This window comes from Rhodococcus sp. OS5, from assembly GCF_056837585.1.
Window position 1 is genome coordinate 841,903 of record NZ_CM166368.1, and the last position, 15,560, is coordinate 857,462.

General features: G+C 61.6%; 17 protein-coding genes. 14 read left to right on the plus strand and 3 right to left on the minus strand.

The genetic code is table 11. From position 1 onward, the window contains the following. Nucleotides 1-69: 69 nt before the first annotated feature. The 6 genes from ACVZUB_RS03935 to ACVZUB_RS03960 are packed head-to-tail and all read left to right on the plus strand — an operon-like array spanning nt 70 to nt 5,649. The gene (locus ACVZUB_RS03935) at nt 70-1,668 is read left to right on the plus strand and encodes an FAD-binding protein (protein WP_063315039.1); all 1,599 of its coding nucleotides are present in this window, start codon (nt 70-72) and stop codon (nt 1,666-1,668) included. A gap of 3 nt (nt 1,669-1,671) precedes the next feature. Continuing rightward, nucleotides 1,672-2,457, plus strand: a complete 786-nt coding sequence (locus ACVZUB_RS03940; RefSeq protein ID WP_042449395.1) for a 2-keto-4-pentenoate hydratase — start codon at nt 1,672-1,674, stop codon at nt 2,455-2,457. Between the two features lie 8 nt (nt 2,458-2,465). Beyond that, nucleotides 2,466-3,368 carry an acetaldehyde dehydrogenase (acetylating) gene (locus ACVZUB_RS03945; protein ID WP_054826815.1) on the plus strand — a complete coding sequence of 301 codons (903 nt, stop codon included), beginning with the start codon at nt 2,466-2,468 and terminating at the stop codon, nt 3,366-3,368. Continuing rightward, on the plus strand, nt 3,365-4,408 hold the full coding sequence (gene dmpG, locus ACVZUB_RS03950) for a 4-hydroxy-2-oxovalerate aldolase (RefSeq protein ID WP_007734084.1): 1,044 nt from the start codon (nt 3,365-3,367) through the stop codon (nt 4,406-4,408). Before ACVZUB_RS03945 ends, dmpG begins: the two co-directional genes overlap by 4 nt. A 3-nt stretch (nt 4,409-4,411) precedes the next feature. After that, entirely contained in the window at nt 4,412-5,164 is a 753-nt protein-coding gene (locus ACVZUB_RS03955) for an SDR family NAD(P)-dependent oxidoreductase (protein WP_003945607.1), read from the plus strand. Further along, nucleotides 5,161-5,649 (plus strand): VOC family protein, encoded by a 489-nt coding sequence (locus tag ACVZUB_RS03960; protein WP_058227278.1) that lies wholly within the window; start codon nt 5,161-5,163, stop codon nt 5,647-5,649. The genes ACVZUB_RS03955 and ACVZUB_RS03960 overlap by 4 nt, the downstream gene beginning before the upstream one ends. On the opposite strand, the gene ACVZUB_RS03965 is transcribed toward ACVZUB_RS03960, so the two are convergent. Further along, entirely contained in the window at nt 5,636-7,243 is a 1,608-nt protein-coding gene (locus ACVZUB_RS03965) for an FAD-dependent monooxygenase (RefSeq protein WP_063315038.1), read from the minus strand. The genes ACVZUB_RS03960 and ACVZUB_RS03965 overlap by 14 nt on opposite strands. Before the next feature lie 140 nt (nt 7,244-7,383). Between ACVZUB_RS03965 and ACVZUB_RS03970 the strand changes: the two genes are divergently transcribed. The 7 genes from ACVZUB_RS03970 to ACVZUB_RS04000 all read left to right on the plus strand — a co-directional run bounded on the left by ACVZUB_RS03970 (nt 7,384) and on the right by ACVZUB_RS04000 (nt 12,584). Beyond that, nucleotides 7,384-7,860 (plus strand): HIT family protein, encoded by a 477-nt coding sequence (locus ACVZUB_RS03970; protein ID WP_054826824.1) that lies wholly within the window; start codon nt 7,384-7,386, stop codon nt 7,858-7,860. Between the two features lie 171 nt (nt 7,861-8,031). Then, entirely contained in the window at nt 8,032-9,207 is a 1,176-nt protein-coding gene (locus ACVZUB_RS03975) for an alkane 1-monooxygenase (RefSeq protein ID WP_003945652.1), read from the plus strand. Continuing rightward, nucleotides 9,204-9,374 (plus strand): rubredoxin, encoded by a 171-nt coding sequence (locus ACVZUB_RS03980; protein WP_007734092.1) that lies wholly within the window; start codon nt 9,204-9,206, stop codon nt 9,372-9,374. Before ACVZUB_RS03975 ends, ACVZUB_RS03980 begins: the two co-directional genes overlap by 4 nt. A gap of 30 nt (nt 9,375-9,404) precedes the next feature. Continuing rightward, nucleotides 9,405-9,596: a rubredoxin gene (locus ACVZUB_RS03985; RefSeq protein ID WP_007734094.1), complete on the plus strand. Its 192-nt coding sequence runs from the start codon at nt 9,405-9,407 to the stop codon at nt 9,594-9,596. After that, on the plus strand, nt 9,596-10,852 hold the full coding sequence (locus ACVZUB_RS03990) for an NAD(P)/FAD-dependent oxidoreductase (RefSeq protein WP_063315037.1): 1,257 nt from the start codon (nt 9,596-9,598) through the stop codon (nt 10,850-10,852). The genes ACVZUB_RS03985 and ACVZUB_RS03990 overlap by 1 nt, the downstream gene beginning before the upstream one ends. 74 nt (nt 10,853-10,926) lie before the next feature. Next, complete coding sequence (locus ACVZUB_RS03995) at nt 10,927-11,553, plus strand: TetR/AcrR family transcriptional regulator (RefSeq protein WP_007734097.1); 627 nt, start codon at nt 10,927-10,929, stop codon at nt 11,551-11,553. Between the two features lie 197 nt (nt 11,554-11,750). Continuing rightward, nucleotides 11,751-12,584: a hypothetical protein gene (locus tag ACVZUB_RS04000; protein WP_063315036.1), complete on the plus strand. Its 834-nt coding sequence runs from the start codon at nt 11,751-11,753 to the stop codon at nt 12,582-12,584. Between the two features lie 70 nt (nt 12,585-12,654). Here ACVZUB_RS04000 and ACVZUB_RS04005 read toward each other — a convergent pair whose 3' ends face one another. Together ACVZUB_RS04005 and ACVZUB_RS04010 are read right to left on the minus strand one after the other, a co-directional pair. Then, nucleotides 12,655-13,026 carry a hypothetical protein gene (locus ACVZUB_RS04005; protein WP_003945499.1) on the minus strand — a complete coding sequence of 124 codons (372 nt, stop codon included), beginning with the start codon at nt 13,024-13,026 and terminating at the stop codon, nt 12,655-12,657. A 2-nt stretch (nt 13,027-13,028) separates the two neighbouring features. Further along, nucleotides 13,029-14,189: a 3-ketosteroid-9-alpha-monooxygenase, oxygenase component gene (locus ACVZUB_RS04010; protein ID WP_003945847.1), complete on the minus strand. Its 1,161-nt coding sequence runs from the start codon at nt 14,187-14,189 to the stop codon at nt 13,029-13,031. Nucleotides 14,190-14,384: 195 nt separating this feature from the next. On the opposite strand from ACVZUB_RS04010, the gene hsaA reads away from it, so the two are divergent. Then, the gene (hsaA, locus tag ACVZUB_RS04015) at nt 14,385-15,560 is read left to right on the plus strand and encodes a 3-hydroxy-9,10-secoandrosta-1,3,5(10)-triene-9,17-dione monooxygenase oxygenase subunit (protein ID WP_039973406.1); all 1,176 of its coding nucleotides are present in this window, start codon (nt 14,385-14,387) and stop codon (nt 15,558-15,560) included.

Genomic DNA, 15,560 nt, shown 5'->3' on the forward strand with positions numbered 1-15,560 from the left:
CCAGGAAGTATTTCCGGACGTTGTCATTGATAACGAAACACGTTGCAGTGAGATTGAGGATGGTGCGGTGTGACCTGGGATACTTCGGTTGACGTCCTTGTGGTCGGGTTCGGTGTGGCGGGCGCCAGTGCGGCGCTCGAAGCGGTAGCGGCCGGTTCGTCGGTTTTGGCGATCGACCGAGCGCTCGGCGGTGGGGCCAGCACGATTTCCGGAGGAATCTACTACGCCGGCGGCGGCACCGTGATTCAAAAGGAAGCCGGTGTCGAGGACAGTCCCGAAGCCATGCTCGCCTACCTGAACCGCGAGGTCGGTGACGCGGTGACGCCGCAGACTCTGCGCCGGTTCGTCGACGAGAGCCCGGCGTCGATCGACTGGCTGCGCAGTCACGGCGTGCCGTTCGAGGCCTCACTCTGTCCGTACAAGACGTCGTACCCGAGCAACAAGCACTACCTCTACTTCTCGGGTAGCGAATCGGCCGGCGGGTTCCGTGACATCGCAAAACCTGCTCCGCGTGGTCATCGCGCCAAGGGGCGTGGCACGTCGGGAAAGATGCTGTACGGCCCGCTCGCGAAGTCCGCGGAGGCGAAGGGCGTCCAGTTGCTCGGCCAGACGCGAGCGGACCGGCTGATCATCGAGGACGGCCGGGTGCTCGGCGTCGAAGCACTGACGCTGCGTGACGCACCTGCCGGAGTTCGTCGCCGTCACGCGACGCTCGGGTCCTTGTCCTCCAAGCCCGGCGTCTACGCACCGCAGTTGCGCACGATTCTCGACGCACTGATCGCGAAGATCGAGAAGAAGCACGCCAAGCGGATTCGTATCCAGGCACGCGGCGGCGTGATCCTCAGCGCCGGCGGCTTCGTGTCCAATCGCGAGATGATGCGCACCCATGCCCCCGCGTACAAGGGCGGTATCCCGCTCGGCACCTCCGGGGACGACGGCAAAGGCATCAACCTCGGTATCGAAGCCGGGGGAGCCACCGACAAGCTCGGCAATGTGTCCGCCTGGCGATTCATCGTCCCGCCGAGTGCTTTTCTCGGTTCCATTTTGGTGGGTGAATCCGGTGCGCGAATCGTCGACGAGTCCCGTTACGGTGCCGCTCTCGGTCAGGCGATGGCGGAGAAGAGCAGCGGAATCGGTTGGCTGCTGGCAGATTCCGAACTCGTTCGCGAAGCGAAATCGCAGATAAGTGACCAGTCGATGTGGTTCCAGCGGGTACAGACCACCGGAATGATGCGTACTGCAGTGCGTGGCAACACCATTGCCGAGGTCGCCCGCAAAGCGGGGATAGACGTCGCCGGCCTTCAAGCCACCGTCGACGCGCACAACTCCGCTGCCGCTGCCGGACAACCTGATCCGATGGGTAAACCGTCAGACTTCGTCAGGCCGATACTGTCTGCGCCGTTCACGATGTACGACGTCTCGATCAAGCCCAACATGATGAATCCGTGCCCGATGCTCACGCTCGGTGGATTGGTGGTCGACGAATCGTCCGGCATGGTGAAAAACGAGGCCGGGGAGGGTATCCCTGGTCTGTATGCCGCCGGCCGTACCGCGGTCGGTATCTGTTCCAACTCGTATGTGAGCGGCTTGTCGCTCGCCGACTGCGTGTTCTCCGGACGACGAGCCGGTCAGCACGCAGCCGCATTCTCCACAGTCGGAAAGGCCTGAACGATGCTCTCGACGCAGATCCGCGGCGAACTTGCCGACCATCTTGATTCGGCGGAACGGGATCGCGCTCCGATCAGCCCGCTGATCGCCACGTATCCGGACATCGACGTCGTCGACGCCTACGAGATCCAGCTCATCAACATCCGGCGTCGTGTTGCCGGTGGCGCAAAGGTGGTCGGACACAAGGTCGGACTCTCGTCACTGGCGATGCAGCAGATGATGGGCGTAGACGAGCCAGATTACGGTCACCTGCTCGCCGAGATGGAAGAGTTCGAGAACCGTCCGGTCGACACGTCGCGCTTCTGCTTCCCGCGCGTCGAGGTGGAGGTCGCCTTCATTCTGGGAGCAGATCTGCCGGGCGCCGGGTGCACCGAACAAGACGTCATCGACGCTACTGTCGCCTATGCGCCGTCCATCGAGTTGATCGACAGCCGGATCAAGGACTGGAAGATCGGCCTCTCGGACACCATCGCGGACAACGCGTCCTCCGCCGGGTTCATCCTCGGCAAGGAACGAGTTCGCCCGTCGGACATCGACATCAAGGCCATCGACGCGGTGCTGACCTGCAACGGGGAGCGGATTGCGGAGGGGCGCAGCGATGCGGTTCTCGGTAACCCGGTCACCGCTGTCGCGTGGTTGGCGCAGAAGGTCGACACGTTCGGAGTTCGGCTCAAGGCCGGCGACATCGTTCTGCCGGGTTCGTGCACGCGAGCGATCGACGCTCATCCAGGCGACAACTTCCGAGCCGAGTTCAGCGGCCTCGGTTCCGTCTCTCTTCAGTTCACGTAGGAGTAGTCATGACCAAGGCAAGTGTGGCGATCGTCGGATCGGGAAACATCAGTACCGATCTGTTGTACAAACTGCAGCGTTCCGAGTGGCTCGAACCGCGATGGATGATCGGAATCGATCCCGAGAGTGAAGGATTGGCGCGCGCCCGCAAGATGGGACTCGAGACCTCCGCCGAGGGCGTCGACTGGTTGCTCAGCCAGGCGGAGAAACCGGACCTGGTCTTCGAGGCGACGTCGGCATACGTGCACCGCGAGGCAGCACCACGCTACGAGGCCGCCGGTATCCGTGCCGTCGACCTGACTCCGGCCGCGGTCGGCCCGGCTGTGGTTCCGCCCGCGAACCTGCGTGAGCACCTGGACGCACCCAACGTCAACATGATCACTTGCGGTGGGCAGGCAACCATTCCGATCGTCTACGCGGTGTCGCGTGTCGTCGACGTGGCGTACGCCGAGATCGTCGCCTCCGTTGCATCATTGTCCGCCGGCCCGGGAACTCGCGCGAACATCGATGAGTTCACCAAGACCACCAGCCGCGGTATCGAGACCATCGGCGGCGCACAGCGCGGCAAGGCGATCATCATCCTCAACCCCGCGGACCCGCCGATGATCATGCGCGACACAATCTTCTGCGCTATCCCCGAAGACGCCGACCAGGCCGCGATCACCGACTCCATTCACCGCGTCGTCAAGGACATCCAGCAGTACGTGCCCGGCTACCGGTTGCTCAACGAACCGCAGTTCGACGAACCGAGCGTCGTTTCCGGTGGCTATGCAACGGTCACCACGTTCGTCGAGGTCGAAGGCGCAGGCGATTTCCTGCCGCCGTACGCGGGCAACCTCGACATCATGACGGCAGCAGCCACCAAGGTGGGCGAGGAAATCGCCCAGAAGCTTCTGAGTGTGAAGGCATGAGCGACATGATTCATTTCGATTCGAGCTGGGACATCCGCGTCACCGACACGTCGCTGCGCGACGGCTCCCACCATAAGCGTCATCAGTTCACCGTCGACGAAGTACGAGCCATCGTCGGTGCCCTCGACGGAGCCGGAGTGCCGGTCATCGAGGTCACTCACGGCGACGGTCTCGGCGGATCCTCCTTCAACTACGGCTTCTCGAAGACTCCCGAGCAGGAACTGATCAAAGCTGCAGTCGAGACGGCGACCAACGCGAAGATCGCCTTCCTGATGCTGCCCGGGTTGGGCATCAAGGACGACATCGTCATCGCACAGGACAACGGTGCGTCCATCTGCCGCATTGCAACTCACTGCACCGAGGCAGACGTATCCATCCAGCACTTCGGCCTCGCGCGTGAGCGTGGACTCGAAACAGTCGGATTCCTCATGATGGCTCACTCGATTCCGCCGGAGAAGCTGGCCAAGCAGGCTCGCATCATGGCCGACGCGGGTTGCCAGTGTGTGTACGTGGTCGACTCGGCCGGCGCGCTGGTGCTCGAGCAGGTATCCGATCGCGTCGAGGCGCTGGTTCAGGAACTCGGCAACGACGCTCAGGTCGGCTTCCACGGACATGAGAACCTGGGCCTGGGCGTCGCCAATTCCATTGCGGCAGTTCGTGCGGGAGCCAAGCAGATCGACGGTAGTACCCGTCGGTTCGGTGCCGGCGCCGGCAACGCCCCGGTCGAGGCGTTTGTCGGTGTCTGCGACAAGATCGGAGTCAAGACCGGTATCGACTTCTTCGCGATCGCCGATGCAGCCGAAGACGTTGTGCGCCCGGCAATGCCGCAGGAGTGCCTGCTCGATCGTCAGGCACTGATGATGGGCTACGCCGGCGTGTACTCGAGCTTCCTCAAGCATGCCGAGCGTCAGGCCGAGCGGTACGGAGTGTCGTCCGCGGAACTGCTGGTGCGCGCAGGTAAGCGCAAGTTGGTCGGCGGACAGGAAGATCAGTTGATCGACATCGCGCTGGAACTCCAGCGCGAAGCAGCGGCTTCCTAGGTCATGGCAGACGTACTGGCCGGAAAAGTGGCCTTGGTGACCGGCGCGTCCTCAGGGTTGGGGCGCGCGGTGGCCGAGATACTCCACCGCAGGGGCGCACAGGTTTTCGGTATCGCCCGCGACAAGGAAAAGCTGCGACAGTCGATGGTCGAGGTGGTCGGCGCGGATGGAGAGCGTCGTTTCGCGGCGACGGACGTCTCGGATTCCGCTCAGTGTGATGCGGCCGTGCAGGCGTGCGTCGACGAACTCGGTGGTATCGACATCCTCGTCAACGTGGCGGGATCGCACTCGTTGCGCCACACGGCAGACATTGCGGATTCCGAATGGGCACATGACCTTGCGGTCAATCTGAACGGACCGTTCTTCCTTTCCCGAGCAGCACTGCCGCACTTGCTGGAACGGGGCGGCAACATCGTCAACGTCTCCTCGATCGCGGGACTGGAAGGGCAGGCGTACTCGGCTGGATACTGTGCTGCCAAGCACGGACTCATCGGACTGACCCGAGCGATGGCGATGGAGTTCACCGGAAAGTCTCTGCGTGTCAACGCAATCTGCCCCGGCGGCATGATGACTCCTCAAGTCACCGGATTCACCTTCCCCGACGGAGTCGACTTCGACCTCGTCATGAAGGTTGCCTCGCCGCGTGGCTTGATGGAAGCCGAGGACGTTGCGAAGATGGTGGCTTTCGTCGCCTCCGACGACGCCTCGGCGATACACGGGGCCGTCTACTCGGTGGACAACGGAAAAATGGCATGACCCCGTTGGTCTCGGGACCGATCTTCCAGATCTGCTGGGCGGTCGAGGAGATCGAGGCCGCCGAACAGGAGTTCACTCGGCAGTGGGGAGTGGAGCGATGGCTACGTATGCCAGACATCGCCTTTGGTCCCGAGACCACAACGTATCGAGGTGAGCCCGCGGACTATGTCGTTCACGTGTCGATCGGATATGCGGGCAGCCAACAGCTCGAGTTGATCCAACCAGTGTCCGGACGCAACCTGTACACGGAGTTCCTGGAGACTCACGGCGTCGGAGTTCATCACATGGCTTGGGTTCCAGGCGATTACGAGGCGACGCTGCTCGAGGCCGAGCGTCGCGGAATGTCGGTGGTGCAACAAGGTCGGGTAGAGGGCGCCGGCATGGAGTTCTCCTACCTCGATGCCGGGCCGTTGGGTGGATACGTCGAGTTGATGAAGCTCTCGCCCGAGATTCGGTTGATGTTCGCTTCGCTCATTCCTGATTGACGGCAAACACTTTCGTGAAGTAATCGGAAACGTTCTCCGGGTGACCACGGAATCCGAGGTAGCCGTCGGGGCGAATGACCAGCGCCGCCGTACCTTCGACCCCATACGCGGCGCACAGTTGCGAGGCGTTGTCCTCGATGATCGGCACCAGCGAGTCGACGGTCACGGTTCCCGGTGGCACTATCGCGTAGACGTCCAGCAAGCCGTGCGCTGATCGAATTGCGGCGTCGGCGACCTTCTCCAAGCTGTTGATGCTCTCCGCGGATCCGTCCGAAGTCAGCAGTAACGTGTGGTCGACTCCGGACAGCAAGTCGAACAACCGAATTGGATACTGCACACCGTCTCGGCGCATTCCGCGTGCATCGGGTGCACGCTCGCCCGGTTGAACGTGTGGACTCGAAGAATTACGCCCGGTGTTCAGCGGACTCTCCGAGTAGTCGATCAACAATTGAGCCTGGCGCCGCATTGCCGTGTCGATGGAGGACTCTCCCGAACCGATTCCTTCTCGAGCATTTCGGACCGTCATCCCGACGACTTCTTCACCGACCGGCCGCCTTTCGGCGTCGTAGGTCTCGAGAAGATCCGCTTTCGCAACACCTTTGACGGCGAGCGCTATCTTCCACGCAAGATTGTGGGCGTCCTGGATCCCGGTGTTCATGCCCTGCGCGCCAGTCGGGGGATGGATGTGCGCGGCGTCGCCGGCGACAAAAACCCGTCCGCGGCTGTAAGCGTCGACGATGCGGTGGCTGATGCGGAAGACCGAGGACCATCGCAGCATCGAGGCGGTTGTCGGTTCTGGGGACAGTCTGTCGAGCACGGCCTGGATGTGATGGAGTTCAGGTGTCTTGCCGGTTGAAAAACCGTGTTGTACAGCGGCTTTGTTCGACGATTCGTCCGGCATCAACTCGTCCGGAACGAGCATCGACATGCGGTACCGCTTGTGTCCGGGAAGTGGGATGCAGACGAGTAGATCGTCGGTGGTTCCGTCGTCGGCGGTGTGGTTGGCGCGGACGGAGTAGCCGCTGGGTATCGACCAGTCGACTTCGACGTCGCCGAGCATGTAGCTCTCGGCAAACGCGCCGCCCTCGAAGCTCAGGCCCAGCCCTTTGCGGACCACGCTGTGCGCGCCGTCGGAACCCACCAGGTACCGGGCTGTCACAGTGCTGCCGTCGCTGAGGGTGCAGGTGACGGCGTCGTCGGACTGTTCGAATGCGGTGAGGCCGACTCCGCGTTCGACGGTTGTTCCCAACTCGGTGAGGCGCTCGGTGAGGATGCGCTCCGTCGAGTACTGAGGCAGGCAGAGAAACCAGTAAGGAACGTCGTCGGGGAGGGTGAGGTCGACGCGGCCGACCTCGACGCCGTTCGTGTACATGATCTGACCGCGCATCAATGTCGAGGCGTCGAGTGCCTGGCGGAGCACCCCCATGTTCTCGAAGAGTTCGAGAGTGCGTGGCTGAATCCCGACTGCTTTCGCGTATTGCCGCGGTTCGTCGAGGGGGTCGACTATTCGACAGGAGACACCGCGTCTGCGCAGCTCGATCGCGGTGGTCAATCCGATCGGGCCGGCGCCCGCTACCAATACGTCGGTATCCATGAGGACCCACTCACGTCGGGGACAGTCGGTCATTTCAGTATGGGTACGCGAACTTTTGTTTTGGGGAAATTCGCGCAGATCGGGCATTTTGGGGCTTTCCACACGGGTCGCAGACGTTGAGGTCGTGGGAAGATCGCGACGTGAAGGCAGGCGAGTTGCATCATGAGCCGCCTGGGTACCGGTGCCCGTTCTGTCGCTTCGCGCTGGGCGAGTTCGACGAGCACAACGCGTCGACCGACCTGGTTGCTCGAACCGACCACGCAATCGCTCGGATTTCCCCGAAGTGGTGGCCGGGCAACCCCGGCCACGTACTTGTGTCGCCGATCGAGCACTTCGAGAATCTCTACACTTTGCCCACGAGCGTCGGGCACTCGGTTTTCGACCTGGTTCAGGCCGTGGCTGTTGCAATTCGTGAAGCCTACGGCTGCGACGGCGTCTCGACCCGGCAGCACAACGAACCGGCGGGCAACCAGGACGTCTGGCACCACCACGTCCACGTATTTCCGCGATACGAGGACGACCACCTGTATTCCCGGCATGGCGAGGCGGCCTACGTTCCGCCTGAGGCGCGAGCGCCTTTCGGCGCACTTTTGCGCCCTCGATTCCTTGAACGCTGATCTCCCGCCACATCCTAGTGATGTACAAATCTGCGTGTTTGTAAAACTTTTACCTCAAAAATCGTTGACAAAACGCCATCATTTGTCCACTCTCTATACATAGATGTTGTTCGTGTCGCGGATTACCGCGCAGGACGCACTCACTGATCCGAACGAGAACTGGAGAATTCGATGGCGGCGTTGGTGTACACCGAGCCAGATGGTCGGCTCGCAACTTGGAGAGACCGGAAACGCTACTTGTGGCTGTTGGCGCTGATTCCGTCATCGGCAACTTTCATCGCCGTGGGGCTTGTTACCGCCACCGGATGGAATGTCTTCTGGTGGACCGGCCCACTGATCGCGTTTGCTCTCATTCCCGTCATCGACATCCTGGCGGGTGAGGACGGGAAGAATCCGCCCGACGAGGTGATCGACGAACTCGAGAACGACCGCTTCTACCGGTGGTGCACCTACGCCTATCTGCCGCTGCAGTACACGGCCTTCTTCCTGTCCTGCTACATCTGGGCGCGTTGGGATTTGAGCGTCCTCTCCAATATCGGACTGGCCGTGACGATCGGCGTGACGGCCGGAATCGGCATCAACACCGCCCATGAACTCGGGCACAAGAAGGAGAGCGTCGAGCGCTGGTTGTCCAAAATCGTTCTCGCGCAGAGTGCTTACGGTCACTTCTACCTCGAGCACAACCGTGGCCACCATGTGCGAGTGTCGACTCCGGAAGATCCGGCGACCTCGCGCTTCGGTGAGACCCTCTACGGTTTCTGGCCGCGCAGCGTCGGCGGGGGATTGAAGTCGGCGTGGCATCTCGAGAAGACCCGCTTCGAGCGTTTGGGCACCACGCACTGGAGCATCAAGAACGACGTGCTCAACGCCTGGCTCATGTCTGTAGTCCTGTTCGGTGTCGCGCTTGCAGTGTTCGGGATCGGCATCGCGCCGTACCTCGTGATCCAGGCGTTCATCGGGTTTTCGCTGCTCGAAGCGATAAACTACCTCGAGCACTACGGACTCCTGCGTCAGAAAACCGCAAGCGGACGGTACGAGCGATGCACGCCGGCGCACAGCTGGAACAGTGATCGCATCTGCACCAACGTCTTCCTTTATCACTTGCAGCGGCACAGCGATCATCATGCGAATCCGACACGGCGCTACCAAGCGCTTCGCAGTATGGAAGAGGCCCCTCAGCTCCCGAGCGGCTACGCCAGCATGATCATGCTCGCCACAGTTCCGCCCCTGTGGCGCAAGGTGATGGACCACCGCGTTCTCGAGCACTACCGAGGTGACATCACCCAGGTCAACATCGCGCCGAAGAAGCGGGCCAAGATCCTCGCAGCCTACGGGGTGAACGCATGAACGCCTACATCTGCCCGATCTGCGACTACACGTACACCGAATCGACAGGCGCTGCGCGAGAAGGCTTTCCGCCCGGCACACCGTGGTCGAGCATTCCGGACGACTGGTGCTGCCCCGACTGCGGTGTCCGCGAGAAGGTCGACTTCACCCTCGTCACGCAATCCTGATCGAATTACCCACCGGTGAAAGGAAAACCGATGTCCGAGACTGCCACTGCATACAAATTGTTCCGCTGCCTCCAGTGCGGGTTCGAGTACGACGAAGCGATCGGCTGGCCCGACGACGGTATCGAGCCGGGTACTCGCTGGGACGAGATTCCCGAAGACTGGTCCTGCCCCGATTGTGGTGCTGCCAAAGTCGATTTCGAAATGGTGGAGGTGGACCGCTGATGACAGCGGTCAGCGAGCCCGACACCCGGACCGTCGTGATCGTGGGCACGGGTATCGCCGGTTCCGGTGCGGCGCAGGCTTTGCGCAAGGAAGGGTTCGGCGGCAGCATCATCCTGATCGGCAGCGAACCTGAGGAGCCGTATCGCCGCCCAGCGCTGTCGAAGGAGCTACTGTCCGGGAAAGCGTCGATCGATCGGGCTCGGTTGCGGCCGTCGACTTTCTGGACCGAGCAGAGTATCGATCTTCGGATCGGCGCAACTGTCACGAGTATCGACACAGATTCCCGCACAGTACTTTTAGCCGACGGTGACAGCATCGACTACGACGTTCTGATTCTTGCCACGGGTGGACGGTCCCGACGGTTGACCGCGGAAGATTCTGAGCGCGTTCACTATCTTCGGGATATCGCAGACATGCGACGCTTGCAATCCCAGCTGATCGAAGGATCCTCGCTTTTGGTGGTCGGCGGTGGCTTGATCGGATCGGAGGTGGCGTCAACGGCACGCGACTTGGGTTGCAGTGTGCAGGTTCTCGAAGCGCAACCGGTGCCCCTGTCCAGGCTGCTTCCACCGTCGATAGCGGAGAAGATCGCCGCGCTGCACGCCTCGGCGGGCGTCGCCTTGCAGACGGGAGTTGACCTCGAGACGCTCACGACGGGTGCCGACGGCGTCACCGCACGTGCGCGTGACGGACGCGAGTGGACAGCGGACTTGGCCGTCGTCGCAATCGGATCCTTGCCCGATACCGATGTGGCTGCTGCGGCGGGTATTGCGGTGGACAACGGGATTTCGGTAGACGGATACCTCCGGACGTCTGTCGATAATGTGTACGCGATCGGCGATGTGGCCAACGTGCCCAACGGTTTTCTCGGCGGCATGCACCGTGGTGAGCACTGGAACACTGCGCAGGACCACGCAGTTGCAGTTGCCAAGACCATCGTCGGGAAGGAAGAACCCTTCGAATCCGTCCCTTGGAGTTGGTCGAACCAATTCGGCCGCAACATTCAAGTAGCGGGTTGGCCAGGCGCGGACGACACCGTGATTGTTCGAGGAGACTTGGACTCCTATGACTTCACTGCGATCTGCATGCGCGACGGAAATATCGTCGGTGCTGTGAGCGTGGGCCGGCCGAAGGACATTCGTGCCGTCCGAACCCTTATCGAACGCTCCCCGGACATCAGCGCCGACGTACTCGCCGATACAAACAGGGATCTGACCGAACTTGCGGCGGGTCTTGTCGCCTCACCGGTGCTCTGAGTGCACTCGTGACTTCTGTGGCTTGCGTGTCCACCGTTTTGACACCGAGCACGGGCGATGGAAATCTTCCCGATATGTCCACCGCTCGTGCCCGTGTCCCGTACCACGAGGCAGCTCGTCAACTCCTCCGTGCGTCAGCGCTCGACGCCACACGCGAACTCTTGACCGAGAAATCGTGGAACGACATCACGATGGCGCATATCGCGGAAGCTGCGGGCATGAGCCGGCAGACGTTGTACAAGGAGTTCACGTCCCGCCAGGGATTGGCGTCCGGATACCTCATCCGTTTCGTTGACGAGTTCCTCGAAGAGGTGGAACGCGAAGTAACGCTCCATCATTCGGATCCGCGGGGCGCGGTCTCGGCAGCCTTCCGTGCCTTCTTCGACGCCGGTGCCCGGGATCCGATGGTGGTCAGCATTGTCGGTCCCCGGCCGCAGCACGACCTGCTGAGCTTGGTCACCACTGACGGGACTCCGCTGCTCGAACATGCGAGCGCGAGGTTGGCCGAGATCTTCATGACCAGTTGGGCGAACGTCGACCGCATCCATGCCGAGATGTTCGGCAGCACGATAGTGCGTCTGGCGATCAGTCACGTGACGTTGTCTTTCGGTACCCCCGATCAGATCGCCGAGAACCTGGGGGAGATGTTCGGGCCGTTCCTCGATCAGGTCATCGGTTCGGGCACAGTCGAACCGAACTGAGCCGACAGGATCGATACGGTTTCCGGGCTAGGACGGAAGTTCGATCGAGCGTGATCGCCGTAGTTCTTTGGTGGGAAATATCGTCGTTATGTGTGAATCCGCGTCTCACTTCTCGGTAGCGTGCCGGGCGTAGATCGAGGTGCGATCCGCAGGGGGTGGCTCGCGTGAATTTCCGTCAACGGTGGAGGAATTCGAAGATGAAGAGCCGCAACAAATCTCGAGTGATGTCGACAGTCGCGCTAGTTGCAACATTTGTCATGGCCGGTGCAGGTGTGGCAATTGCCGACGAATCATCGTCAGGGTCTTCCGGCAGCGGATCGCTCGGTTCCTCCGGTGCGGCAGCGGTTGATCCGTTGACCTTCGACGGTTGGGGCACGTGCCCGATCGAGGATCTCGAGGTGACGACGTGCGCCAGCGTCGTAGTTCGCGGAGGGACCATGAAATTGGGCGCACTTTCGGTGCCGATCCCGGACGGAAGCCTCAAGGTTGCGGGCGGAGTGAAATACGCGACCCAGTCGGACAACAGTTTCATCGAGACGTTCGTCGCCAAGCAGGACGGGTCCAACGGGGTCTATTCCAATCCGATTTCGGTACCCGGAGGTGCTCTCGGGATCGATACTCCGCTGGGACTGACTCAGATCAGCGCGACAGTGGAATCGGTGGGAGTCCCGGATCTGAAGGTTCTCGAGCAGGAACTCACCATGCCTGTTCGATTGAAACTGTCTAATCCCTTGCTCGGTGACGATTGCTACATCGGTTCGGTTTCGAATCCGATCAACCTTCACCTGACCACAACCGGAAACCCTCCGTCGGAACCTATCGGTGAGTTCCCCGGTGCAGTGTTCCCGGCAGTCCCACATTCGGATGCGGTGTTTGCGGCGCCGGGAGCCAGCGGGTGTGGACCGCTGGGTGCGCTCAACTGGGCCGTGAATCTACGCGGGGGAGTGCCGGCGGCCAGCGGAAAGAACTCTCTCACCACGTCGAGCGACGTCTACGCGGTGGCTGCACGAAAGGTGCGACCGCCTGCCTGACGGACGCGCGGGCGCTGGAACGTAAAACGAGGGCCGACCCGTGGGTCGGCCCTCGTTCTACACAATCAGGTCAGCTGACCTCGGGATCACGCACCGTGATGGTGCCGTCCCTAACCGCGTCGGCGATGCTGTCGTGCAGTTTCGGGCATCCGTCTTTCAATGCCGACGACTGCCCGGAAGCAATTGCCTCTTTGAAGGTGTGGCAACGCAGCGCCGGGTCGGAAGTCCACTGAACGCTGGTGTGTTTGTACGTGTTCTTGCGAACCAGTACGCACGCGCCGCATGCCTTGCAGTCGACTTCCTGCAGACCCGAGTCGAGGTATTCGTGCTTGTCCTCGATCGTCTGGGCCGCGATCGCCTCGAGCCGTTCCGTTTGCCCGGCAAAGTCCGGTGCCTTGGCCCAACGAGCCCACCGTGCGTCGGTTCCGATCGAGGCGCTCACGACTAGACCTCTGCTTCCTTCTTTGCCGCTTCTGCTGCAGCTTCCTTCTCGGCCTTCTGGCGTGCGAGGTTTTCCTCGACCTCGGCGTGCCAGGCTTCGTTTGCCTTGGTGGTGTCCACCTCGAACTCGAAGCGCTGCGTCATCTTCTCGGTGACGTCGGCCTTGTCCACGTAGAACTGCTCGTACCAGCGTCGTAGCTGGTAGACGGGGCCGTCTTCTTCGCAGAGAAGGGGATTCTCGATCTTGGTCTTGTTCTTCCAGATCGCGACGTCCTGCAGGAATCCCTCGCTGATGCCCTCGGTGAACTTGCCGGCCAACTTGTCGGCCATCTCGTCGGAGACACCCGTCGGCTTCTTCACCGTCACGCCCCACTGCAGCACGAACGAGTCCGGGCTGATCGGGTAGTGGCAGTTGATCAGAACACTCTCGACCTCGTATCCGCTGTAGCTGTTCCACAGGGGATTGACCATGTACGACGGTCCGTAATACGCAGCTTCGGAGCGAAGCAGCGTGTCGCCGCCGTACTGGGAGGCCATTCCGATGTCGGGACGGCCCGTGGTGTTGAGGTACTGAGTGGCGATCTCACCTTCGAAGACATTCTTGAAGTACGTCGGGAAGGCGTAGTGGATGTAGTAGAAGTGCGCCATGTCGACCACGTTGTCGATGATCTCGCGGCAGTTAGACCCCTCGATGACCATGGAGTTCCAGGTCCAGTCGGTCCATTCGTCGCTGTACGCACCCTCGATACGAGGAATCACGATCTCTTCGGGCGGCGGATTGCCCTCGGGGTCGTTCCAGACGAAGAGCTGACCGTTCTGCTCGAGGGTCGTCCACGCGCGGGTGCGTGCGAGCGGAGGCACGCGGCGGGCATAAGGAATGCCGGTGCACTTGCCGTTGCCGCCCCAGCGCCAGTCGTGGAAGGGGCAGGCGATGGAATCGCCCTTGACCTCGCCTTGTGTGAGGTCACCACCCATATGACGGCAGTATCCGTCGAGAACTTTGATGTCGCCCTTGCTGTCGGCGAACACCACGAGCTTCGTACCGAAAGCCTCGATCGCGTGCGGTTTGCCGTCCTTGAAGGTCTTCAGTAGACCCAGGCAGTGCCAACCGCGGGCGAAACGAGTTTGCACCGTTCCGACGTCGATCTCGCGAATCTGCGCCATTGTGACCTCACATCCCTTCTAGCTGTTAGTAGAACACGTTATAGAACTCGATCCGGTTCCGCCAGATTTTGGGGGCACTTGTTACAGCATTGCGGCCACAAACGGGACCTTTGTCAGCGTCTCGACAGAAAAGAGAACGTGTTCTAGTCTCAAGTGTAAGTGAACCAACCGATCGAGGAAGACGGGAGCGTCGAAGTGGGTAACCATGACAGCCACGAGGTGATGCAGAGGCTCGACGCACTACTGCCGGCACTGCGCGAGCGCGCACAGGAGACCGAGGATCTGCGTCGTATCCCCGACGAGTCCATCAAGGCTCTTCAGGAAACAGGCTTCTTCCGCTTGCTGCAGCCGAAGCAGTGGGGCGGATACGAAGCCGATCCGGTGCTGTTCTACTCCGCGGTCAAGAAGATCGCCAGCGCGTGTGGTTCCACAGGGTGGGTCTCCTCGATCATCGGGGTACACAACTGGCACCTCGCCCTCTTCTCTCAGCAGGCACAGGAAGACGTGTGGGGCAACGACACTGACGTTCGCATCTCGTCCTCTTACGCCCCGATGGGTATGGGTGAAGTAGTCGAGGGTGGATACAAAGTCAACGGTGCGTGGGCGTGGTCTTCGGGTTGTGACCACGCCAGCTGGGCCGTTCTCGGTGGTCCGGTGTTCAAGGACGGCCGCGCAGTCGATTTCGTGAGCTACCTGATTCCTCGCGAGGACTACCAGATCGACGACGTGTGGAATGTGGTCGGTCTGCGTGGAACCGGCTCCAATACCGTTGTGGTCAAGGATGTTTTTGTTCCCAAGCATCGCGTTCTGAGTTTCCGGGCGATGAGCGAACTGACCGCCCCGGGCCTCGAGAACAACACCGCGCCGGTCTACAAGATGCCGTGGGGAACCATTCACCCCACGACGATCTCGGCACCGATCGTCGGAATGGCTTACGGAGCTTACGAAGCGCACGTCGAGCACCAGGGCAAGCGTGTGCGCGCTGCGTTCGCCGGCGAGAAGTCGAAGGACGATCCGTTTGCCAAGGTGCGCATCGCGGAGGCGTCCAGCGACATCGACGCCGCGTGGCGTCAGCTCTCCGGCAACGTCGCCGACGAGTACGCGTTGATCCTTGCGGGCGAAGAGGTTCCGATGGAACTGCGGCTGCGCGCTCGACGTGACCAGGTGCGCGCCACGGGCCGCGCGATCGCCTCGATCGACAAGCTCTTCGAGAACTCCGGCGCCACGGCGCTGCAGAACGGCACTCCTATTCAGCGTTTCTGGCGCGATGCTCACGCTGGTCGCGTCCACGCCGCCAACGATCCCGAACGCGCCTACGTCATGTTCGGAACCGGCGAATTCGGTCTGCCGATCACCGACACGATGGTCTAG